Annotated in this window: 34 protein-coding genes and 1 pseudogene; 34 read left to right on the top strand and 1 reads right to left on the bottom strand. The window is 51.8% G+C overall.

What is annotated here, in order from left to right; translation table 11 throughout:
• Positions 1 to 176 precede the first annotated feature (176 nt).
• From dgoR to C0K55_RS17820, 5 genes and pseudogenes are all read left to right on the top strand, one after another.
• Positions 177 to 866, top strand: a complete 690-nt coding sequence (gene dgoR / locus C0K55_RS17840) for a D-galactonate utilization transcriptional regulator DgoR (RefSeq protein WP_001517430.1) — start codon at positions 177 to 179, stop codon at positions 864 to 866.
• Positions 863 to 1741: a 2-dehydro-3-deoxygalactonokinase gene (dgoK, locus tag C0K55_RS17835; protein WP_016249429.1), complete on the top strand. Its 879-nt coding sequence runs from the start codon at positions 863 to 865 to the stop codon at positions 1739 to 1741. The genes dgoR and dgoK overlap by 4 nt, the downstream gene beginning before the upstream one ends.
• The gene (gene dgoA / locus C0K55_RS17830; RefSeq protein WP_001198729.1) at positions 1725 to 2342 is read left to right on the top strand and encodes a 2-dehydro-3-deoxy-6-phosphogalactonate aldolase; all 618 of its coding nucleotides are present in this window, start codon (positions 1725 to 1727) and stop codon (positions 2340 to 2342) included. The genes dgoK and dgoA overlap by 17 nt, the downstream gene beginning before the upstream one ends.
• Positions 2339 to 3487, top strand: coding sequence for a galactonate dehydratase (gene dgoD, locus C0K55_RS17825; RefSeq protein WP_000705001.1), 1149 nt, complete (start codon positions 2339 to 2341; stop codon positions 3485 to 3487). The genes dgoA and dgoD overlap by 4 nt, the downstream gene beginning before the upstream one ends.
• A gap of 119 nt (positions 3488 to 3606) precedes the next feature.
• Positions 3607 to 4635 (top strand): annotated as a pseudogene (locus tag C0K55_RS17820) (MFS transporter); the annotation flags it as partial.
• Positions 4636 to 4923: 288 nt separating this feature from the next.
• Here the strand turns inward: C0K55_RS17820 and C0K55_RS17815 are convergent.
• Complete coding sequence (locus tag C0K55_RS17815; protein ID WP_105266266.1) at positions 4924 to 5595, bottom strand: helix-turn-helix domain-containing protein; 672 nt, start codon at positions 5593 to 5595, stop codon at positions 4924 to 4926.
• Positions 5596 to 5762: 167 nt separating this feature from the next.
• On the opposite strand from C0K55_RS17815, the gene C0K55_RS17810 reads away from it, so the two are divergent.
• The 29 genes from C0K55_RS17810 to terL all read left to right on the top strand — a co-directional run bounded on the left by C0K55_RS17810 (position 5763) and on the right by terL (position 19954).
• Positions 5763 to 6032 (top strand): helix-turn-helix domain-containing protein, encoded by a 270-nt coding sequence (locus C0K55_RS17810; protein WP_077781711.1) that lies wholly within the window; start codon positions 5763 to 5765, stop codon positions 6030 to 6032.
• 9 nt (positions 6033 to 6041) lie between these two features.
• Positions 6042 to 8084 carry a Mu transposase C-terminal domain-containing protein gene (locus C0K55_RS17805; protein WP_105266267.1) on the top strand — a complete coding sequence of 681 codons (2043 nt, stop codon included), beginning with the start codon at positions 6042 to 6044 and terminating at the stop codon, positions 8082 to 8084.
• A gap of 18 nt (positions 8085 to 8102) precedes the next feature.
• A complete protein-coding gene (locus C0K55_RS17800; RefSeq protein WP_105266268.1) occupies positions 8103 to 8996 on the top strand; it encodes an AAA family ATPase in 894 nt (297 codons plus the stop codon).
• A gap of 14 nt (positions 8997 to 9010) precedes the next feature.
• Positions 9011 to 9235 (top strand): hypothetical protein, encoded by a 225-nt coding sequence (locus C0K55_RS17795; protein ID WP_000361028.1) that lies wholly within the window; start codon positions 9011 to 9013, stop codon positions 9233 to 9235.
• Positions 9236 to 9247: 12 nt separating this feature from the next.
• Positions 9248 to 9463: a hypothetical protein gene (locus C0K55_RS17790; protein ID WP_105266269.1), complete on the top strand. Its 216-nt coding sequence runs from the start codon at positions 9248 to 9250 to the stop codon at positions 9461 to 9463.
• A 29-nt stretch (positions 9464 to 9492) separates the two neighbouring features.
• Positions 9493 to 10137, top strand: a complete 645-nt coding sequence (locus C0K55_RS17785) for a DUF3164 family protein (protein WP_105266270.1) — start codon at positions 9493 to 9495, stop codon at positions 10135 to 10137.
• A gap of 1 nt (position 10138) precedes the next feature.
• Entirely contained in the window at positions 10139 to 10372 is a 234-nt protein-coding gene (locus C0K55_RS17780; protein WP_012904653.1) for an ANR family transcriptional regulator, read from the top strand.
• Entirely contained in the window at positions 10353 to 10544 is a 192-nt protein-coding gene (locus tag C0K55_RS17775) for a hypothetical protein (RefSeq protein ID WP_105266271.1), read from the top strand. The genes C0K55_RS17780 and C0K55_RS17775 overlap by 20 nt, the downstream gene beginning before the upstream one ends.
• Before the next feature lie 80 nt (positions 10545 to 10624).
• A complete protein-coding gene (locus C0K55_RS17770; RefSeq protein WP_000117574.1) occupies positions 10625 to 11011 on the top strand; it encodes a DUF7448 domain-containing protein in 387 nt (128 codons plus the stop codon).
• A gap of 64 nt (positions 11012 to 11075) precedes the next feature.
• Entirely contained in the window at positions 11076 to 11621 is a 546-nt protein-coding gene (locus C0K55_RS17765; RefSeq protein WP_105266272.1) for a hypothetical protein, read from the top strand.
• An 80-nt stretch (positions 11622 to 11701) separates the two neighbouring features.
• Positions 11702 to 11884, top strand: coding sequence for a hypothetical protein (locus tag C0K55_RS26130; protein WP_157942646.1), 183 nt, complete (start codon positions 11702 to 11704; stop codon positions 11882 to 11884).
• 13 nt (positions 11885 to 11897) lie between these two features.
• Positions 11898 to 12608, top strand: coding sequence for a DUF2786 domain-containing protein (locus tag C0K55_RS17760; RefSeq protein ID WP_105266273.1), 711 nt, complete (start codon positions 11898 to 11900; stop codon positions 12606 to 12608).
• A gap of 2 nt (positions 12609 to 12610) precedes the next feature.
• Positions 12611 to 12838, top strand: a complete 228-nt coding sequence (locus C0K55_RS17755) for a hypothetical protein (protein ID WP_053896999.1) — start codon at positions 12611 to 12613, stop codon at positions 12836 to 12838.
• Positions 12835 to 13059: a hypothetical protein gene (locus tag C0K55_RS17750; RefSeq protein WP_105266274.1), complete on the top strand. Its 225-nt coding sequence runs from the start codon at positions 12835 to 12837 to the stop codon at positions 13057 to 13059. The genes C0K55_RS17755 and C0K55_RS17750 overlap by 4 nt, the downstream gene beginning before the upstream one ends.
• On the top strand, positions 13056 to 13247 hold the full coding sequence (locus C0K55_RS17745; RefSeq protein WP_053896998.1) for a hypothetical protein: 192 nt from the start codon (positions 13056 to 13058) through the stop codon (positions 13245 to 13247). Before C0K55_RS17750 ends, C0K55_RS17745 begins: the two co-directional genes overlap by 4 nt.
• A 193-nt stretch (positions 13248 to 13440) precedes the next feature.
• Positions 13441 to 13851, top strand: a complete 411-nt coding sequence (locus tag C0K55_RS17735) for a hypothetical protein (protein WP_105266276.1) — start codon at positions 13441 to 13443, stop codon at positions 13849 to 13851.
• 41 nt (positions 13852 to 13892) lie between these two features.
• Positions 13893 to 14078 carry a hypothetical protein gene (locus C0K55_RS17730; RefSeq protein WP_105266304.1) on the top strand — a complete coding sequence of 62 codons (186 nt, stop codon included), beginning with the start codon at positions 13893 to 13895 and terminating at the stop codon, positions 14076 to 14078.
• 4 nt (positions 14079 to 14082) lie between these two features.
• Entirely contained in the window at positions 14083 to 14334 is a 252-nt protein-coding gene (locus tag C0K55_RS17725) for a hypothetical protein (RefSeq protein ID WP_063101261.1), read from the top strand.
• 80 nt (positions 14335 to 14414) lie between these two features.
• Positions 14415 to 14693, top strand: a complete 279-nt coding sequence (locus tag C0K55_RS17720; RefSeq protein ID WP_172955676.1) for a hypothetical protein — start codon at positions 14415 to 14417, stop codon at positions 14691 to 14693.
• Positions 14665 to 15078 carry a regulatory protein GemA gene (locus C0K55_RS17715; RefSeq protein WP_012904642.1) on the top strand — a complete coding sequence of 138 codons (414 nt, stop codon included), beginning with the start codon at positions 14665 to 14667 and terminating at the stop codon, positions 15076 to 15078. Before C0K55_RS17720 ends, C0K55_RS17715 begins: the two co-directional genes overlap by 29 nt.
• A gap of 96 nt (positions 15079 to 15174) precedes the next feature.
• Positions 15175 to 15642 carry a Mor transcription activator family protein gene (locus C0K55_RS17710; protein ID WP_001192995.1) on the top strand — a complete coding sequence of 156 codons (468 nt, stop codon included), beginning with the start codon at positions 15175 to 15177 and terminating at the stop codon, positions 15640 to 15642.
• A 27-nt stretch (positions 15643 to 15669) separates the two neighbouring features.
• The gene (locus C0K55_RS17705) at positions 15670 to 15957 is read left to right on the top strand and encodes a hypothetical protein (RefSeq protein WP_086589633.1); all 288 of its coding nucleotides are present in this window, start codon (positions 15670 to 15672) and stop codon (positions 15955 to 15957) included.
• 187 nt (positions 15958 to 16144) lie between these two features.
• Positions 16145 to 16537, top strand: coding sequence for a phage holin family protein (locus C0K55_RS17700; protein ID WP_001372993.1), 393 nt, complete (start codon positions 16145 to 16147; stop codon positions 16535 to 16537).
• Entirely contained in the window at positions 16527 to 16823 is a 297-nt protein-coding gene (locus tag C0K55_RS17695) for a phage holin family protein (RefSeq protein WP_000445983.1), read from the top strand. Before C0K55_RS17700 ends, C0K55_RS17695 begins: the two co-directional genes overlap by 11 nt.
• Positions 16807 to 17352: a glycoside hydrolase family 108 protein gene (locus C0K55_RS17690; protein WP_105266278.1), complete on the top strand. Its 546-nt coding sequence runs from the start codon at positions 16807 to 16809 to the stop codon at positions 17350 to 17352. The genes C0K55_RS17695 and C0K55_RS17690 overlap by 17 nt, the downstream gene beginning before the upstream one ends.
• Entirely contained in the window at positions 17349 to 17534 is a 186-nt protein-coding gene (locus tag C0K55_RS26125; RefSeq protein WP_059239173.1) for a hypothetical protein, read from the top strand. Before C0K55_RS17690 ends, C0K55_RS26125 begins: the two co-directional genes overlap by 4 nt.
• Before the next feature lie 74 nt (positions 17535 to 17608).
• Positions 17609 to 17761, top strand: a complete 153-nt coding sequence (locus C0K55_RS26235; protein ID WP_021564526.1) for a hypothetical protein — start codon at positions 17609 to 17611, stop codon at positions 17759 to 17761.
• A complete protein-coding gene (locus C0K55_RS17680) occupies positions 17761 to 18261 on the top strand; it encodes a DUF1804 family protein (protein ID WP_000312575.1) in 501 nt (166 codons plus the stop codon). Before C0K55_RS26235 ends, C0K55_RS17680 begins: the two co-directional genes overlap by 1 nt.
• 52 nt (positions 18262 to 18313) lie before the next feature.
• A complete protein-coding gene (gene terL, locus C0K55_RS17675; protein ID WP_105266279.1) occupies positions 18314 to 19954 on the top strand; it encodes a phage terminase large subunit in 1641 nt (546 codons plus the stop codon).
• Positions 19955 to 19956: the final 2 nt, after the last annotated feature.

The following is a 19956-nucleotide window of genomic DNA, read 5'->3' as shown; positions in this document are numbered from 1 at the left end:
CCATTTTCTTATGTATTGTTCTTTTTGTGATCTAAATTGTAGTACAACAATACATATTTGTACTACATTACACGTACAGTAAACGCGAATATCATCATGCTGGTACTACAAAGTTGCCGCGTTATGCATCGATCGGGGTAAAGTAGAGCAGAACATACAGAGCACAAGGACTCTTCATGACTCTCAATAAAACCGATCGCATTGTCATTACACTGGGTAAACAGATCGTTCACGGTAAATATGTACCTGGCTCGCCGCTTCCGGCCGAGGCGGAACTCTGTGAGGAGTTTGAAACCTCGCGCAACATCATTCGTGAAGTGTTCCGCTCGCTGATGGCGAAGCGGCTGATTGAAATGAAGCGTTATCGCGGCGCATTTGTGGCACCGCGTAATCAGTGGAATTACCTCGACACTGACGTACTGCAATGGGTGTTGGAAAACGACTACGACCCACGGCTTATCAGTGCAATGAGCGAAGTGCGAAATCTGGTGGAACCGGCGATTGCCCGTTGGGCGGCAGAGCGCGCGACCTCCAGCGATCTGGCTCAGATTGAATCGGCGCTGAACGAGATGATTGCTAACAATCAGGATCGCGAGGCGTTTAACGAAGCTGATATTCGCTACCACGAGGCGGTACTTCAGTCGGTACATAACCCGGTGTTACAGCAACTTAGCATCGCGATTAGTTCGCTGCAGCGGGCAGTTTTTGAACGAACCTGGATGGGCGATGAGGCCAACATGCCGCAAACGCTTCAGGAACATAAGGCGCTGTTCGATGCGATACGGCATCAGGACGGCGATGCGGCAGAGCAGGCGGCGCTTACCATGATCGCCAGCTCGACACGAAGATTAAAGGAAATCACATGACAGCTCGCTACATCGCAATTGACTGGGGATCGACCAATCTGCGCGCCTGGCTTTATCAGAGCGACAACTGCCTGGACAGCAGGCAATCAGAAGCAGGCGTCACGCGCCTGAACGGAAAATCTCCGGCTGCGGTGTTAGCAGAAGTGATAGCAGGCTGGCGTGAAGAGAATACGCCAGTGGTGATGGCAGGAATGGTCGGCAGCAATGTTGGCTGGAAAGTCGCTCCTTATTTATCCGTTCCTGCCTGTTTCTCATCTATTGGTGAACAGTTAACGTCTGTTGGCGACAATATCTGGATTATTCCCGGATTATGCGTCTCTCATGATGATAACCACAATGTGATGCGCGGCGAAGAAACACAATTGCTTGGCGCGCGTGCTCTTGCTCCTTCCTCTCTTTATGTTATGCCCGGTACGCATTGCAAATGGGTGCAAGCCGATAGCCAGCAAATCAACGATTTTCGCACCGTGATGACCGGTGAATTGCACCATTTACTGCTAAATCAGTCATTGATTGGGGCTGGTTTGCCGCCGCAGGAAAACTCTGCCGATGCCTTCGCGGCCGGTCTTGAACGCGGCCTTAATGCTCCCGCCGTATTGCCGCAACTTTTTGAAGTTCGCGCCTCGCATGTGCTGGGAACGCTTCCCCGCGAACAGGTCAGCGAATTTCTCTCTGGTTTGTTGATTGGTGCTGAGGTCGGCAGTATGCGCGACGACGTGGCTCATCAACAGGCTATCACCCTTGTCGCCGGAACATCGCTGACCGTGCGTTACCAACAAGCCTTTCAGGCTATGGGTTGCGACGTAACGGCGGTGGCGGGCGACACGGCATTTCTGGCTGGTATAAGGAGCATTGCTCATGCAGTGGCAAACTAAACTCCCGCTGATCGCCATTTTGCGCGGCATTACGCCTGACGAGGCGCTGGCGCATGTTGGCGCGGTGATTGACGCCGGGTTCGACGCGGTTGAAATCCCGCTGAATTCTCCCCAATGGGAGCAAAGCATTCCCGCAGTCGTTGAAGCATACGGCGACAAAGCGTTGATTGGCGCAGGTACGGTACTGAAACCTGAGCAGGTTGATACGCTCGCCAGGATGGGCTGCCAGCTCATCGTTACGCCCAATATCCATAGTGAGGTCATTCGTCGTGCGGTGGGTTACGGCATGACCGTTTGCCCCGGTTGTGCGACGGCGACCGAAGCCTTTAGCGCGCTCGAAGCAGGCGCGCAGGCACTGAAAATATTTCCGTCATCGGCTTTTGGCCCGCAATACATCAAAGCATTAAAAGCGGTATTACCGCAGGACATCGCGGTCTTTGCCGTTGGCGGCGTGACGCCAGAAAACCTGGCGCAGTGGATAGACGCTGGTTGTGCTGGAGCGGGCTTAGGTAGCGATCTCTATCGCGCCGGACAGTCCGTGGAACGTACCGCGCAGCAGGCAGCAGCATTTGTTAAGGCGTATCGAGAGGCAGTGCAATGAAAATTACCAAAATTACCACGTATCGTTTACCTCCCCGCTGGATGTTCCTGAAAATTGAAACCGATGAAGGCGTGGTCGGTTGGGGCGAACCGGTGATCGAGGGCCGCGCCCGCACGGTGGAAGCGGCAGTTCACGAGCTGGGTGACTATCTGATTGGTCAGGATCCATCGCGCATCAACGACTTATGGCAAGTGATGTATCGCGCCGGTTTTTATCGTGGCGGCCCCATTCTGATGAGCGCCATCGCCGGGATCGACCAGGCGTTATGGGATATCAAAGGCAAAGTGCTGAATGCGCCCGTCTGGCAACTAATGGGTGGCCTGGTCCGCGACAAAATCAAAGCCTACAGTTGGGTCGGCGGCGATCGTCCGGCGGATGTTATCGACGGCATTAAAACCCTGCGTGAAATCGGCTTCGATACTTTCAAACTGAACGGTTGTGAAGAACTGGGTCTGATTGATAACTCCCGCGCGGTAGATGCGGCGGTCAACACCGTGGCACAAATTCGTGAAGCCTTTGGTAATCAGATTGAGTTTGGCCTTGATTTTCACGGTCGCGTCAGCGCGCCGATGGCGAAAGTGCTGATTAAAGAACTGGAACCGTATCGCCCGCTATTTATTGAAGAGCCGGTGCTGGCGGAACAAGCCGAATACTACCCGAAACTGGCGGCGCAAACTCACATTCCGCTGGCAGCGGGGGAGCGCATGTTCTCGCGCTTCGATTTTAAACGCGTGCTGGAGGCGGGGGGAATTTCGATCCTGCAACCGGATCTCTCCCACGCGGGCGGTATTACCGAATGCTACAAAATTGCCGGAATGGCGGAAGCCTATGACGTGACTCTTGCGCCGCACTGTCCGCTCGGCCCCATTGCACTGGCTGCTTGCCTGCATATCGACTTTGTCTCCTATAACGCCGTACTTCAGGAACAAAGTATGGGCATTCATTACAACAAAGGCGCGGAGTTACTCGACTTTGTGAAAAACAAAGAGGACTTCAGCATGGTCGGCGGCTTCTTTAAACCGCTAACGAAACCGGGCTTAGGCGTGGAAATCGACGAAGCCAAAGTCATTGAGTTCAGTAAAAATGCCCCGGACTGGCGTAATCCGCTCTGGCGTCATGAAGATAACAGCGTAGCAGAGTGGTAATTCCTGCCACGTAAGCCCCTCATCGGGCACTAAAACAGCAATACAAAAATATAACCCTCTGTAACTTACAGGGCATGGTGAGCGGCCTCGCTATGCCCAAAATCAGGAGATAGCTCGCTATGGATATTCCCGTAAATGCAGCAAAGCCGGGGCGTCGGCGTTATCTGACGTTGGTGATGATTTTTATTACGGTAGTGATTTGTTATGTCGATCGCGCCAACCTGGCCGTGGCTTCCGCCCATATTCAGGAAGAGTTCGGTATTACTAAAGCTGAAATGGGCTATGTATTTTCGGCCTTCGCCTGGCTTTATACCTTATGTCAGATCCCCGGCGGTTGGTTTTTAGATCGCGTGGGTTCACGTGTGACTTATTTTATTGCGATATTTGGCTGGTCGGTGGCGACATTATTCCAGGGATTTGCCACGGGCTTAATGTCATTAATTGGTCTGCGGGCGATAACCGGTATTTTCGAAGCGCCCGCTTTCCCGACCAATAACCGTATGGTGACCAGTTGGTTCCCGGAACATGAACGTGCTTCTGCCGTTGGTTTTTATACCTCTGGTCAGTTTGTCGGTCTGGCGTTTCTGACTCCGCTGCTGATCTGGATTCAGGAGATGTTGAGCTGGCACTGGGTGTTCATTGTCACCGGCGGTATCGGCATTATCTGGTCGCTGATTTGGTTTAAAGTTTACCAGCCGCCGCGCCTGACCAAAGGCATCAGCAAAGCTGAGCTGGATTACATTCGTGATGGTGGCGGTCTGGTGGATGGCGATGCGCCGGTGAAAAAAGAGGCGCGTCAGCCGTTAACGGCAAAAGACTGGAAACTGGTGTTCCATCGTAAACTGATCGGCGTCTATCTCGGGCAATTTGCGGTGGCGTCTACGCTGTGGTTCTTCTTAACCTGGTTCCCGAACTATTTAACCCAGGAAAAAGGGATAACGGCGTTGAAAGCGGGTTTTATGACCACGGTGCCATTTCTCGCTGCGTTTGTCGGTGTACTGCTCTCAGGATGGGTAGCGGATCTGCTGGTGCGGAAGGGCTTTTCGCTGGGCTTTGCGCGTAAAACACCAATAATCTGCGGCTTGTTGATCTCAACCTGCATTATGGGTGCTAACTATACCAATGTGTGGGGTGGTGATCAATTCTGGACTGAGTCCGAGCAGCCTGGACGAACCTGCAAGCCTTGAGTGGTGCGGGATGTGAGAGATTTCACCGATTCTGGATCGTTTTGAAAGAAATGACCAAAAGTGCCTTTTTTTGCGCTTTATTCTGGACTACTTTGATCTGGTGGTGCAGGAAAGCGATCGCCTTTTAAAAGATTTTAAAACCCGTTTTAACCTTGCTTGATTTGTCCCTTTCTTATCCGTCTTCTGTATTGGTTTTGTTGTGGATGTCGCTAATTAGTTAGCAGCATGCGCCCACCAGGCAGTAGGCGCTCATGCTGATTTCTTGTTTACAGGCTTAGTTTCTTGCTCCGGTGTGACGGGAACGCGATCACCTGGTGTTCCTGCTCGGATACAGGATTTGGCGCGTTGCAAAATCTCTTTGTCAGTTTCTTCGTTGCCAGCCAATGCCACACTAATGGCATCTTTGAGCGATTCTCTGATGTTTAGGCTTCGGATGACCGTTTCTGGGTCAGCACTTAAAACATGGTCACCAGTTGCGTGTAATCGTTCCAACACACCGTTAATACCTACTTTGCATAGCGTCGAGAATAACATTTCAGCATCTTCAGGTAGAAGATTAGCCAATATAAGTTGCAATCCGTTCTGCGCATCATTGTACGCGTTGGTTAATGCTTTCTTTTGCGTCTTTTTGTTCGCGCCTGGTCGTTTATGATTATCATCAGTACCGCAATCCTCACCAGTTAACAGCCACGCAAGAGATACTCCACACGCATCAGCAACTTTTGCTGCATTATCAATAGTTGGATAGCTATCACCTTTTACATACTTTCTTATAGATGCCTCGGATAAGCCGCTTTGCCGTGCAAGAGCGTGATTACTCATATCTCCCATGGCGATTCTCAGACGTTCGCTAAAGCGTACTATTCCATCATAAGAAAAAGTACGTTTATCGTTAATTGGCGCATTTCCGTTCTTTTCCATAATTCACCATATAAATTAATAGGTTACAAGCACGCGCGTACTTTTGTGCTTTTGCGACTAAAAATACGCAAAAAGTTATTGACTGCGTACTTTTGATCGCATATCTTTTATCACATTCGATAATCGAATTTGATTATCGAATTCGATAAACGTGAGAGGATCACACAATGCAGTTGTTGAGACAAGATCTAACCGACCTGTTTGTTCGTCGCGGTCATGACTGGTCAGCAATGGCGATTCAAACGGCGTTAAAAAATAAAGGGATTGATTTACCCTCGCTGGAAAAAGCACAGGGATTGAAACCCGGTTCCATGCGGAATGTGTTTTATCGACCGTGCTCCAAATACGAACAGGTAATTGCCCAGGCTGTTGGCGTAACGCCTGATGTGATTTGGCCAAGTCGCTATTTGCATGAGACATCGCAAATAGCGGTGTAAGGTGGAATCGTGTGGTTTGTAGTGCGGGATTGCCTGGGATTATCCGGTTTTCCATCAGCAGAAAAAAACATCCGGGCACGTCTGGATCGTCTTGCTGAAAATAACCCGGAATGGAAGCGCAAGCGTGAAGGCACCAAAGCATTCGAGTATCACATCGACTGCCTGCCTGCTGAAGCGCAGAAAGTTTTACGTAAACGCCTGACCCATCAGGTTCTGGAAGATGCACAACTGCCTGCCGTGGTTGAGCAGAAGGCAGTTAAAAACGTTACCGTTCGCGATGAACTGGAAGTGATGGTCAAATGCCCGGAACTGGCATTACGCGAAGTCCAGGCACTGACCGACAAGCAAAAGGCCATCGCTGATGCGCGGATATTGCTGGCTACCGAAGTGCATAAACTGCGTGAATACGCAGGAATGTCCAGGACGGCAGCAGTAAAACACATCGTTGATGGTATTCGTCAGAGGGCATTGCCTGACCGCATTATTGAGGCCGCAGGTACTGCCAACGCCAGACAGGGTAAGCGAACTGGCGTCAGCTGGGGATGTTTACAGGAATGGTATTCCGCCTGGCTGATGGCGCGCGGTGATGCCAATCAGTTACTGGCGTTACTGGCTCCCGGTCATCATAAGGGAACACCGTGGGAGCAGGTCTGGTGGTTGAGCGATTTCTTTATGTTCTATCGCTCATGGAAGCGCCCGACCGTTGAATACGCTTATCGCGAGTTTTCAGCCTGGTGGCATGAAAAACACGCGAATGATGCGGGAATGCTGGCAGCACTGCCTTCCGTTCACGCAGTAAGACGGGTGTTAAGCAACGTCCCGGTGATTGTTAAGGAGCGTTTCCGCTCCACCGGTTCAGCCTGGCGTTCGCTCAATCCCTTTGTGCGGCGCGACTGGACATCGCTACCGGTTAATGCGGTATGGGTCGGGGATGGTCACTGTATGAAGATGACCGCGTTTAACCCACTGACCGGCAATATTTTCCGGCCAGAAGTGACGCTGGTTATGGATGCGGGGCAACGCTTTGTTGTGGGCTGGTCGCTGTCCCTGTCGGAGAACGTGATAGCCGTTGCTGATGCGTTGCGTTACGGCATGGCACAGCACGGGATACCGCTGATTTATTACTCCGATAACGGGGGCGGCGAAAAAAACCGGGTTCTTGATGCCGATATTACCGGGATTCTCCCCCGGCTGGGTGTGGAACATCACACGGGGATACCAGGTAACCCGCAGGGGCGCGGGGTGATTGAAAGGCTTAACAAGGAAATTCCCCGGGATGTGGCCCTGAGTTTCCAGACGTACTGCTCAAAGGGAGCAGACAAGGAAACCGTAATGATGCAGCAACGGATTATGCAGTCAGCCATTAAGGCCACCCACAAAGGGAAAGAACTGACAAAACGGCAGGTTAAGGCGAGGGATGAAATCCCCACCTTTGAGCAACTGATGGCAGCCATAGAACTGGAGGTCAGACGCTATAACAACCGGCCACACAGCAGCCTTCCCCGCAAAGAGGATGGCGAATATTACAGCCCGGCAGCGTATCGCCGGAAACTGATAAAAGAGCAGAATGTTGAAATTGATTTCCTGTCGCCGGAAGAACTGCATGAAATGTTCAGACCGGAAGTGACGCGCAAAACATTTCGCGGGGAAATTCAGTTATTCAACAATATTTATTACTCGTATGAGCTGGCCGCAGAGCACGGGAATGAAGTCAGGGTCAGTTACGATATTCATGATGCAAACAGTGTCATTGTCCGGCGGGCTGATGGCTCTTATATCTGCGATGCCATCTGGAACGGTAACAAGGTTGATGCCTTCGCTAAACCAGTTATCGAGCAAAAACTGGAGAAACGCGTCAGAGGCCGCATTGCACGGGCCGCGCAGAAAATCGAAGAGGCTAAACGCGAGCTTACCCCGGCTATTACGCAGAAGCCTGAGTTTAATCTGGGATATGGACTGGAACGCCAGGAGAAAAAGGAAAAAGAAGAACTTTATTTATTCGCATCTGAACGCGAGCGCAATTTAAAGAAAAACGGCACAAACAACCGTTAATTTAAAAGGTATTTAATTATGAGTTTAATTACGCAATTAAATGACGTAATGGCCCGTCGCGGCTATACGCAAACCCACGTCGCCCGTGCTATTGGTCGTAGCAGCGCCGTTATCAACCAGTATTTACAGGGTAAATATCAGGGCGATATGGCTGATATTGAAGAACGCATTTCTGCCTTTGTGACCCGTGAGCGGGAAAAGGAAAACAGCCGCCGTATTAAAGCGAAATTTGTTGCCACCGGTATGGCTGCCAAAGGACTGGAGGTGTTGGCCTATGCTCACCTGGAATGTGAAATCTGCGTACTGTATGGCGCGGCAGGTCTTGGCAAAACAATGATTCTGCGTGAATACGCCGCCAGAAACCGGGATGCGGTCCTGATTGAGGCTGACCCGGGCTATACAGCCAGAACACTGCTTGAGGAGTTGTGCCGCCAGCTGGGGGTAAAGGTTCGCGGCAACATTCACGAACTGATAGATGCCTGTGTGCGCGAACTGCGTGATTCCGGTCGCCTGCTGATGGTGGACGAGGCTGAACTGCTCCCCTATCGCGCACTGGAGGTTCTGCGTCGTCTGCATGACAAAGCGGGTATCGGGGTTGTCCTGGCGGGTATGCCTCGTCTTCTGATTAACCTTAAGGGGCGTCGTGGTGAGTTCGCCCAGTTATACAGCCGTGTGGCGCTGGCGCTTAACCTGGGCGATACGTTGTCGCAGGAAGATTTTAACCAGATAGCTACCGGGTTGATGCCGGAAGCAGCAGAACCGGAAATCAGCGAGGCGCTTTACGCACGCTCGCTGGGTAATGCCCGCCGCCTCTTCAAACTGGCGCGCGGTGTGTACCGGATTTGTGATATCAGCGATGCACCGGTCAGTGTGCAGGCCATTGATAAATTCGCAGAAATGTTAATTCACTGATGGAGAACAAGACGATGGACAAGCAGACCATTAACGCCGTCCGTTCCCGTGCCCGTGTGGCCATCCACACCACTGGCGGTCGTGTAACGGGACAGCATCACCGTTTACCTGTGGTTTATGCCTGCCCGCCCGTGGGTGGTCCTGTATGGCCGGTAACGGAAATCATCCAGACATTCAGCGGCCTGCGCCGCGTGGTGAAAACGTCCTGTATCGACGGCTGCACCGTCGTATGGCAATGAGAGGAAATCAGAATGGCGGTTAAGTTAGAAGTAATTATCTATACCGATGAAAAAGGCTGTGTTTTAACCCAGACCACGGGGAGTTATTCGGAGGACGGAGCTTCCGAAAAGGAGTTTCAGGTGGCAACAAGATTACATGATGTTATCAAGGAAACGCTCAGAAATGACTATAACGGCGTGAATCTTTTTTCTGAAAACGTTGCGCCTCGCGCACATAACACAAATTAATCTGTAAATATCACTGAGGTAATTTAATTATGACGACTGAAAATAAAGTTAAGCAATATACAAAAAATAAAGTGCAGGAAGGCTACTGGGTTGATGCCCGTGGTGTGATGACGCCTGAAAGTCTTATCAAAGATATTGACCGAGACCGTGAGCAGTTGGTCGGTGAGCTTGTGGAGATGGTGATTGCTGCCTCCGCCTCACTGCGTGAACTGAAACTGCGTGCGTTTGGTGATATTCAGGCATTTATTGACCTGTCAGCGGAGAAATACGGCGCTGTGAAAGGCGGCAAAAAAGGCAATATCACGCTTTACAGCTTTGACGGGCGTTACAAGATTCAGCGCGCCATGCAGGACCGTATCGCGCTTGATGAACGCATTCAGACCGCGAAGGCACTGATTGATGACTGCCTGGCTGACTGGACGGAAGGAGCGCGCCCTGAAATTAAAGCCATCATCAGTGAGGCATTCAGCACGGACAAGGAAGGCAACATTAACACCGGGCGCGTTCTGGCTCTGCGTCGTCTCGATATTACGGAGGAACGCTGGGATAACGCCATGAAACTGATTGGTGAAGCCGTCCAGGTGGTTGGCAGCAGAAGCTATATCCGCGTGTATGAGCGCGTCGGTGATTCTGCTGAATACCGCGCAATCCCGCTTGATATTGCAGGGGTTTAACATGCATCAGGATATCAAAGAGTACAGAGCCGGAAATAGTTGCGCGGCGTATTCGCTGGGCGCGTCCAGAGCAGAACAACGCGGCGATTATGCCGAGGCTGAAAAGCTGTGGCGTAAGGCAGCGCAAAGCCCGTGTAGCACCCTGCGCCGCATCTGGGCTGAACATCGTGCGGAGTTCTGCGCTAACGCTCACCTGAAGGGCTGGAGGCCACGCCATGAATGCGAAGAACTTTAATAAGCAGTATCCGGTAGGGACTAGCTTCATGCACACTGCACATCCGGCGTTGCGTGGCGGTCGTGTGGTGAAAACCGTTTCACCTGCCAGAGATTTTAAATGTGGTTGTGTGGTTGAAATTAATGTCGAGCCTTATTTCGTAAAAGTCGAAACACTGAAAGCACCGCATTAATTTAATTTGTTTTTAATTGTTATTTAAAACAGGCGTAAACCCGCCGGGGCTGGCTTACGCCTGAATCTGGAGAAATGAAAATGAGTGTTACCGTTATCAATGAAATGCTTGGGCGTACATTTAAAGAAGTAGTTAAGAATGAAAACGATGAACTTGTTTTTCGTGGTGATTATTCCCGGGGAGTATGGGGAACCGTGTTTACATTTTTCCACTTTCAGGAAGGCTGCGAAAAAGTCTGGATTGAGGACATCGTCGGAGACCTTGACGACCTGAAAGATGAACCGCTGACAGAGGCTGAAGTGGTTACCGAAGAATGTGATGTCGGGGAAGGTCATCAGACATGGAGTTTCTTTAAGTTCGGCACATCAAAAGGCTGTGTAGTCGTCAGATGGTGCGGTGAGAGCGAGGGCTTTTATTCTGAGTGCGTTTCACTGAAGCGGGAATTAACTGACGTCTTCGATTTTTAACTCTGACTTCGTTTTTTTATGGCGCAGGTAAACAGGTCTGCGCCTGAATTAAGGGGATTTGTATATGAAAGATAAAGTCTGGGAATTTATTGTTACTCCTGAAGGTTTTGCTGTCCGTTCATCTGGGAAGTTAACCAATGTAACGTTATGGGCGTCATCATTGCTGGGCCATCTGGGTGCACCTGGCGATTTTATGTATGTGGTACTTGATGCGCAGATTGCCGGGAATGCTATGGCCAGTAAGGGGGCTTATATTCAGGGGGATTTGTTCGCCATGATGGCGAATGACACAGCCGCGCTGTATATCGCCACACGGAACATACTGACAAGAATATCCATGATGTCTGACTGTAAGGATATGGTAGACCTTGCATACATCCTTGAAGATGATTTGCTCACTATTTCAGGCGTGCAGGAATCCCTCCCGCGTCAGCTGCGGTTTATTGACCTGATGGAGTCATATAAAGATAAGCCTGATTTTTTTCAGATTCGATTCAGCGGGATGGAACTGCTGGATGAATATTATCCGCTGGATTCGATTGCCCGTGATGTGAAGGCGTTCGTAAAGTCTGTTGACCGTCATTACCGGAAAGCTGAACGTCGTAGTTAATAAGTCTGTTTTTAATTTTATTTGTATATGGCGTAAACCCGCCAGGGCTGGCTTACGCCTGAATCTGAGGAAGTTTATTTATGAATATCGCCAAGCAAAAAAAATTCGCCCGCGAAATTAATCTGACAATCGTTTGTTTTAATCGTCTTGCGACCAGTTTTCAATCGACAGCAGATGTTCATCCAGCGCCGCAGCCAGAACGAACTCCCCACGTTCCTGAAGGCCGTGCTGGAAGTTGCGTAATTCAGAATCCAGGGCGCTGAGGTTCAGGCGACCATGAAAGATAAATACATTGCCAAAATCAAAAAACTGTTACGCCTTGCCAGAGGAACATCAAGCCCGGAAGAAGCCGCTAACGCTATTGCAAAAGCCCAGGCTTATATGCGCCAGCATGGTATCAGCGAAAACGACGCGGAATTGTTCGACATTCAGGAAGCTGCCAGCGCGGGTGCGCCGAGCGATGCCAGTACGCCGCCGCGTTATATGCACATCCTGTGTGACCTGGTATGTAAAGCCTTCGGTGTCGAGTGTTACATCTCCGGTGAGTACCGGGCTTCTGGTTCACTCAAACGTTACGTTCGTTTTTATGGCCCTGACAGCCGCCCGGAAATTGCGGCCTACGCGTTTGATGTGCTTTCCCGTCAGATGATGGCAGAGCGCAAGAAATATCAGGATAAACACTGCAAACGTTGCGGTCCGTCCACGCGGGTGGCCCGTGGCGACCAGTTCTGCGAAGGCTGGGTCTTTGGTGCCCGTGATGTCATTGCGGTGTATGACGTCTCCCCGGAAGAAAAAAGCCGCCTTGAGCTTTACAGAAAGAACCTGCACAGCACTAAAGGGCTGCGCGACGGGGATATGCGCACAGCTAAAGCGTGCAGGGGTGCAGAGTTTGCTGCTACAGCCGGTTTTATCGCCGGGAAAAACGCCAGACTGCATCAGGGAGTTAATGGTCAGAACAACAGGCCGCTGGCACTGGGGAGGGGATAACGATGGCTTTTAAACTTCTCAGTGTTACCGAAGCAATATACCAGCCGCCCGGAGAACGCCACGAATACAGGATGAATGACGACAGCGCGGCGGTTGAGTTCCCTAAATATCCGGAGGCTTCCCGGTGGCGGTTCTATGACAGTGCGGGACGCCGGATTATTAAAAGAACCGTGCACAACGCCATGAAAGCCGCTGTAGAACGTCACAAAAGAAGGTTTAACTGCAAATGAATATTGAATTTTATGACTACGGAGTCACCGCAAAAATCATTGTTACCTGCTGGTTCTGGGAGTTCCGTCGCTATTGCCGGGTTGTGGATGCGGCGCTGTTTGTTGCTCCTGAAGTGCGCCATGAGAGCGGTGGCGGTCTTTTAATGAGAACCGTCATCACCGGTAAAACGGTCCCGATGTTACGGGCGTTTAAAGTGGCAAAACAGGAGGCTGCACAATGAGTAACGAGCACATCCATCATTATCAGCGTGATGGGTCAATTTTCATATGCCAGCGTTGCGGCACAGCAAAGCATCGTAATGGTAAATACTGGTGGGCCGGTCGCTATTCAGAATCTGAACCACCATGTGGTGATGATGTTGTGGGGCAGGATGCGTGGTTTGAAACTGCAAAAAGCGAGGAAGGATGAGATGAAAAACCGTAAGGCAAGACTGCTGATAGCAAAGCCAGGGCAGCGTATCCGTATCTCAAACAGGCTTGTTATTTACTATAGATATCTGGGTTTTAGGGGGTGCTCCTCTATTCGTTTTTACGGTGTCTGGCGGAGCAGAAGTGCGGCGCAAAACCGCTGGAAAAATCACAGCATGTAAAGGAGATACCAGGTGAAGAAGATGATTTTTGTGGCGGCATTGCTGACCGTTACCCAACAGGCACAGGCTTCAGCAGTTATTGTGGCATCTACCGCCGCGACAACGGCTGCTGTAGCTGCTGCGAACTCTGCGAATATCGCAAGCCAACAGGAGCGGGGCGCTGCTAACGCATCAGCCAGTGCTCTCCCGATTTCTGTTAAGGGCAGTAAGCAAAATCTGGGGTTCATAACGTGCGGTAAGCGTTCTTATGAAGCTGTAGGCTCACTGGGATGTACGGTATATGGCGATAGTGAGAGCAGAGAAATTCCATGGAAAACGTGGCCCGGATACGTTCTTGGCTCGAAGCTCCCGGCCAGTTATGAGGTAAACGCCGTGTCGTTTGACCACTATAACGGTGTGGCAACTGTCTATTTCACATACTGAGTCCCGGCATGAAATTTTCTGAATCTCGGAGTAACAACCTGATGAAAACTATCACTGTAACGCTTGAAATCGACGTTCCTGATAACGCAACGGACAATGATATTGCTGATTTTGTCGATGTCGAGTATGGGGAGTGCGGAAAAATGGCACTTGATAACCCATGCCGGACGGAGGGAACGGAAATACTCGATGCCAGATGGGAACATGGACCTGATTACGCGGGGTGAAAAGATGAGATGGGTTGACATTTTTATTATCGCTCTGATTGCTACGGGTATTGCGCTTTGTGTGACAACTAACAAGGCTTCTGATGATGCGAAAAATGGGCATTGCGTGGTAAAGAGAAATTTCATCAAAACCATTACGCATTGTGATGATGGAAGTGCCACCATGACCGACGGAGATAAGTTTATTTATTGCTCTGCGGGGAAAAATGGCACGCCATCCTGTCATGAAGTGACGCTCGGTGATGGTGATAAATAATTCACCGCATTGAGCAAATAACAATTAAGCGCAGACCAAAACATATGTTTTGGTCTGCCAAAAGTAGTGTTTTGGTCATTATGAAGATTGAACAAATCGGAATAGCTGCCTTCAGGCAGCAGGCTGAAAGCGGTGGCGTGGATGAGTTCGTCGTGCAGCGGTTCGGTGGTGTGTATCACCTCTTTGCTGTGAATCGTCGCGCCGGGGTGTCCTATTTTCTACAGGAACGCCGTGGCGATTACAAGACGTGGCTGTCTCTTGATCGTGCCGCCACGTTCCTGTCAGGAATTGGCGTTTCACGTTTTACCGTGCGTTTTGAGGATAACAAACATGCTGAAAAAGATGATCGGGGCCATTAAAGCCGGTCAGGCGTATCTGGGGTGGGATGATGCCCTTTATCGCCAGACACTGGCCCGCCTGACAGGTAAAACCAGCACCACACGTTGCAATCTTGATGAACTGCGCATCATCCGGGAATACATGCACGAACAGGGATTTCCGCGCAAGGCACCCGCCGGTAAAGGTCGCCGCCCCCGTGTTGCAATGAGCAGAAAATCAGTATTATCCAAAATTGAAGCGTTGCTGGCTGATGCCGGTCGTTCCTGGGCGTATGCGGAAGGACTGGCATCTCACATGTATAAGCAACATGTGATCGAATGGCTGACAGATGATCAACTGTTCGGGGTGATGGTGGCGCTGACAAAAGACGCCAGAAAACGAGCCAGAGCAGCACGTAAACAATAAAGAATCAGCCTCTGCCTTGCAGGGGCTTTTTTTGTGGTCTGTACAGGCGATCATGTATGGCTATAATAACAGTAAGTTACTACCGGAGACGCCATCATGCAGACCTTCAGTGAAACAGATCTTCGCGATGCGCAGGCACTGTTGCCTGATTCCGTGCAGCAACTGATTAGCGTGATTGGCTTCCCCGCCCTGACCCGGTTAATCCGTTCTTTTGGTGGCGTGACGTTAAGCGGTAAAACCGGCGCACACGCCGAACGAACCGGCGGTGTCCATGCCCTGTTACATGATGTGCTGACCGAAGACGAAATCAACAAACTGATCCGCTTTCTTGGCGGTGCGCCGTTTTACATTCCCCGTTGCGATCATGCGTTACGTGCCCTGCGTAACACCCGTTTTATGGCTGATTTACAGCAGCATGTAAAAGACGGATGCTCACACCGGCAGGCGCTGGCACTGCTCTGTCCCCGTTACGGCATTTCAGACCGGTACGCATGGCAGCTGATACACCGACGACAAAAACAGACTTCGCTGAAAAGCCCCACCCAGGTGGGGCTTTTTGATTAATGAGACTCAGAAAAAAGGAGACACGAAATGATGAGTTCTGACACCAATATCGACTACGCAGCACTCGGTGAATATACCGCATTTTCAGACAAGGCCCGGGATGCAGCCCGTCGCCGACATGCTGAGATGTGTAATTTATCCAGTTATCTGGCGAGACAGGCCCAAAGCCCGGAGTCAGAAACGAATCATAATGAAGTGCTGTCAGCCGTAAACAGGATGCTGGACGCAGAACGGGAAATGCGTAAAGCCGTGGAAAGAGCTAACCTGCTTGCGCAGGCGTGTTATAAGCCACCATTAAAACTCGCTTCCCTTTAACCCATCCAGCTAATCAACCTGCTGGGGGTGCTGAACACCCCCAGCAGTACCCACCACACCAGACCGTTTACCCTGTCCACTCAGACCACAAGGCACCTTAAGGGATAGCGCCCTGCAAAAGGCTTTTGTGCCTTTGACAGGGTGTTATTTACGGGCCGTCAGTGGCTCAGATTTACAGGAGAAACTCATGTCTGAACCCTTATCAGGCGGCGGAGCTGTGGCAGTCACCATCGGTGGTGCCAGTGTGTTTGGCCTTCTCACCAATACCGATTTCGGGGTCGTGGTGGGCGCGTTTGCCGGGGCGCTTTTTGTTGTCACGCAGCAGAAAGAAATCCCGGTATGGCGAATGGCTATTCACCTGCTCGTCGCGTTTGTGGTTGGCGTTCTGGGGGCTGGCGTGGCTGCGTCACTGATGCAGTGGTTGACCCACTACAACGACAAGCCGCTCGATGCATTGTGTGCGGTCGGTGTCTCGGCGTTATCCATCAAGATACTGACCTTTCTTTATCAACAGGAAATTTCATCGCTGTTCGGCCTGTTTTCCAGACTGCGCGGCGGAGGGGGTGGAAATGGAAAGTAGCCTTGCCGGTATCGTGAACGTCTGGCTGTGCCTCGCCATTGTGCTGGGGTTGTTTGTGTATCGCCGCCACGGTGCGGCGCATAAACCGATGATTACCTGGCTGGCGTACTGGCTGATGCTCGGTTACATCATCATCCCGTTCCGCTGGCTGTCCGGTACATACACGCACTCCAGCTGGCTGGTTGTGGCGCTGAATCTGGTTTTCTGTGCGCTTATCGTGTGGGCGCACGGGAATTTGTCAAAAATCCTTTCGTTACTGAGGCATCCACATGAAATCAAAAGATAAAATTTTTGATGAAGTCCTGGGCAAAGAAGGCGGTTACGTCAATCACCCGGATGATAAGGGTGGTCCGACCAAATGGGGCATTACGGAAAAAGTCGCCCGTGCCCACGGATACCGTGGCGATATGCGCGATTTAACCCGCGAACAGGCGCTGGACATCCTTGAAGCCGATTACTGGTATGGCCCGCGATTTGACCAGGTCGCCGCATTATCCCCTGATATTGCCGCAGAGTTGTGTGATACCGGTGTGAATATGGGGCCAACCGTGGCGTCCAGAATGCTTCAGCGCTGGCTGAATGTGTTCAATCTGCGCGGCAGGCTGTACCCGGATATGGACGCAGACGGACGCATCGGGCCTCGTACCATCAGTGCATTGCGTGCCTTCCTGAATAATCGCGGTCAGGACGGTGAACGGGTGATGCTGACAGCCCTGAACTGCACGCAGGGTGACCGCTATCTGGAACTGGCAGAGAAACGCGAGGCTAACGAATCGTTTGTTTATGGCTGGCTGAAGGAGCGCGTGGCGGTATGACGCGTCAGCACTGGACACACAGAACGCCACGTAAAGCCGCGCGCTGTGTTCTGGCCCTGTTTCTGGTGATGTTGCTTCCGGTGGGATGCACGGACATTAACAGAGCGGGCCAGCTGTTTGACGCGGCGGCACAGGTCTGCCGGATTATTGACGGCATCCGGCAGTGTTCATCACAGAACTGATTTTTTGAAGGTCTGACACAGTGAGCATTATCAGATTTACAGAATGCGCAGGCTCAGGGAGCACCAGCGCTGTCATGGTAGTCGCTGAACGCATCACCCATTTTTACCGTCAGTGTGGTGCATATGGTGGCACGATCATTGAGCTGGATACCGGGAAAAACGTGTATGTTCTTGAAAATCCCGACGAAGTTAAATGCCTGATTGAACAGGCTCAGAAGGACACTTAATGGCGTGGTCACAGGATATCAGGGACAAAGTCCGTAACGGGTACATCTTTGACCAGCTTCCGCTGGATATCGTCGCCATGAAGTACGCCGTGCCGCACGACACAGCGCGGCGCTGGAAAACGCAGGCGATGAAGAACGGCGACGACTGGGACAAGCTGCGGGCCGCGCACGCGCTCGCCGGTGACGGGCTGGAAAGTGTCGCCCGCACCGTGCTTATCAGTCTGGTGGTGAAGTGTCAGACGACGCTTGAACGGCTGAACCAGAACCCGGACATCCCGCCGCAGGAGTCCGTCGAACTGCTGGCGAGTCTGTCTGACAGTCTCAGTAAGGCGGTGGCCAGCAGTAAAAAAATCCTGCCGGAAACCGACCGGCTCGCCACGGCACTGGAAGTGGTGCAGCGGCTCGGCGCGTTCATCAAGGAGCGTCACCCGGCACAGTATGCCCCGTTTCTTGAGGTGCTCGAAGGCTTCGCTAAAGAGCTTGAGGATAATTTCAGTTAACCACAGCGGCCCGGTTTTCCGGGCCGTCTGATATTTGTATACCAGGTGTGACGTGGCAAAACGTAAACTTTCCATTAAAGAGTTTCAGAAAAGCTTACAGGAGTACATCGCCAACCTCCGCCAGACCATTGAGGCTGAATGTCTGGGGTTCGATGTTAACCCGCAGGCCACACAGGCCCGCCGGGCGGCAGTCTGCGACCCGGTGACGGGCTACGATTATTTTGTCGAAAACTATTTCCCGCACTACGTCCGCAACCCGGCAAAAAGTGAGCTGCATAAATACCTGTTCAGCCGTCTGCCACAGGTTGTGGCAAGCCCGGACCCGGAGAACGACGCCATCGCCGCGCCCCGTGGTGAAGCAAAATCCACGCTGGTGACTCAGCTGTTTACCCTGTGGACCATTATCCGGGGTATTAAGCATTATCCGGTCATCATTATGGACAGTATCGACCAGGCTTATCCGATGCTGGAAGCCATCAAGGCTGAACTGGAATTTAACCCCCGTTTAAAAAACGATTTCCCGGAGGTGTGCGGACAGGGGCGCGTCTGGCGTATGGGGACCATCGTCACGGCCAACAATATCAAGGTGACCGTTGCCGGTAGTGGTAAAAAACTGCGTGGTCTGCGCCACGGTCCGTACCGTCCTGACCTGGTCATCCTCGACGACATCGAGAACGACGAGATGGTGCGTAACCCGGAGCAGCGCGACAAGCTGCACGACTGGCTCACCAAAACCGTGATGCCGCTGGGCGAGGCTGGCGGTAAAACCGATATTATTTATATCGGGACCATCCTGCATTACGACTCCGTACTCTCGCGCACGCTCAATAACCCGATGTGGAAAACGGCCCGCTTTAAGGCCGTCATTCAGTGGCCTGCCAATATGAAACTGTGGGACGAGTGGGAAGAACTCATCCGCAACAAACAGCCGGAAGCGGCGGAGGCACTTTACCGACAGAACGAAGCCGACATGCTCGCCGGGTCGGTGGTGTCATGGGCGGCGCGTCCCCTGCTGGCGCTGATGAAAATCCGTGTCCGTGACGGTCACGACACCTTTGATTCTGAATACCAGAACGACCCGGTCAGCGGTGAAGACGCGCTGTTTGCGGGCTGCATTAAGTTCTGGGTTAACCGTCTTGATGAATGGGTGTTCTACGGCGCTGTTGACCCCAGCCTCGGGAAGAAGAATAAAAACCGCGACCCGTCGGCCATTCTCGTGGGGGGCTTTAACCGTTTTACCGGCATTCTGGATGTGGTTGAAGCCGATATCCGCCGACGTCTGCCAAATAAACTTATCGAAGACGTGATTAAGTATCAGCGGGAATACCACTGCCTGTGCTGGTCGTTTGAGTCCGTCCAGTTTCAGGAGTTTCTGCGTACCGTGCTGGTTGAGCGTTCGGCGGCGCTGGGCGTGCCGGTTCCGGCGCTGCCGGTCATCCCGCTGGAGGATAAGGCGCTGCGTATTGAGTCCCTTCAGCCGCATATGGCCAACGGCCTGATCCGCATCAGTCCGGCACATCAGACGCTGATTGACCAGCTGCGCCACTACCCCAAAGCCGACCACGATGATGGCCCGGACTGTCTGCACATGCTGTGGACGCTGGCGGTATCGCGCAGCGCAAAATTTCAGATTCACACCCCACGCAGCAGCGGGCGTGACCGTGGCGGGCGTTTTGGTTCAGGAGGATGGTAATT

The organism is Escherichia sp. MOD1-EC6098 (genome assembly GCF_002965865.1).
GTDB classification, from domain to species: Bacteria; Pseudomonadota; Gammaproteobacteria; order Enterobacterales; family Enterobacteriaceae; genus Escherichia; species Escherichia marmotae.
Note: the sequence above shows the minus strand (reverse complement) of the source record. Positions and strands in the feature narration are given on the sequence as shown.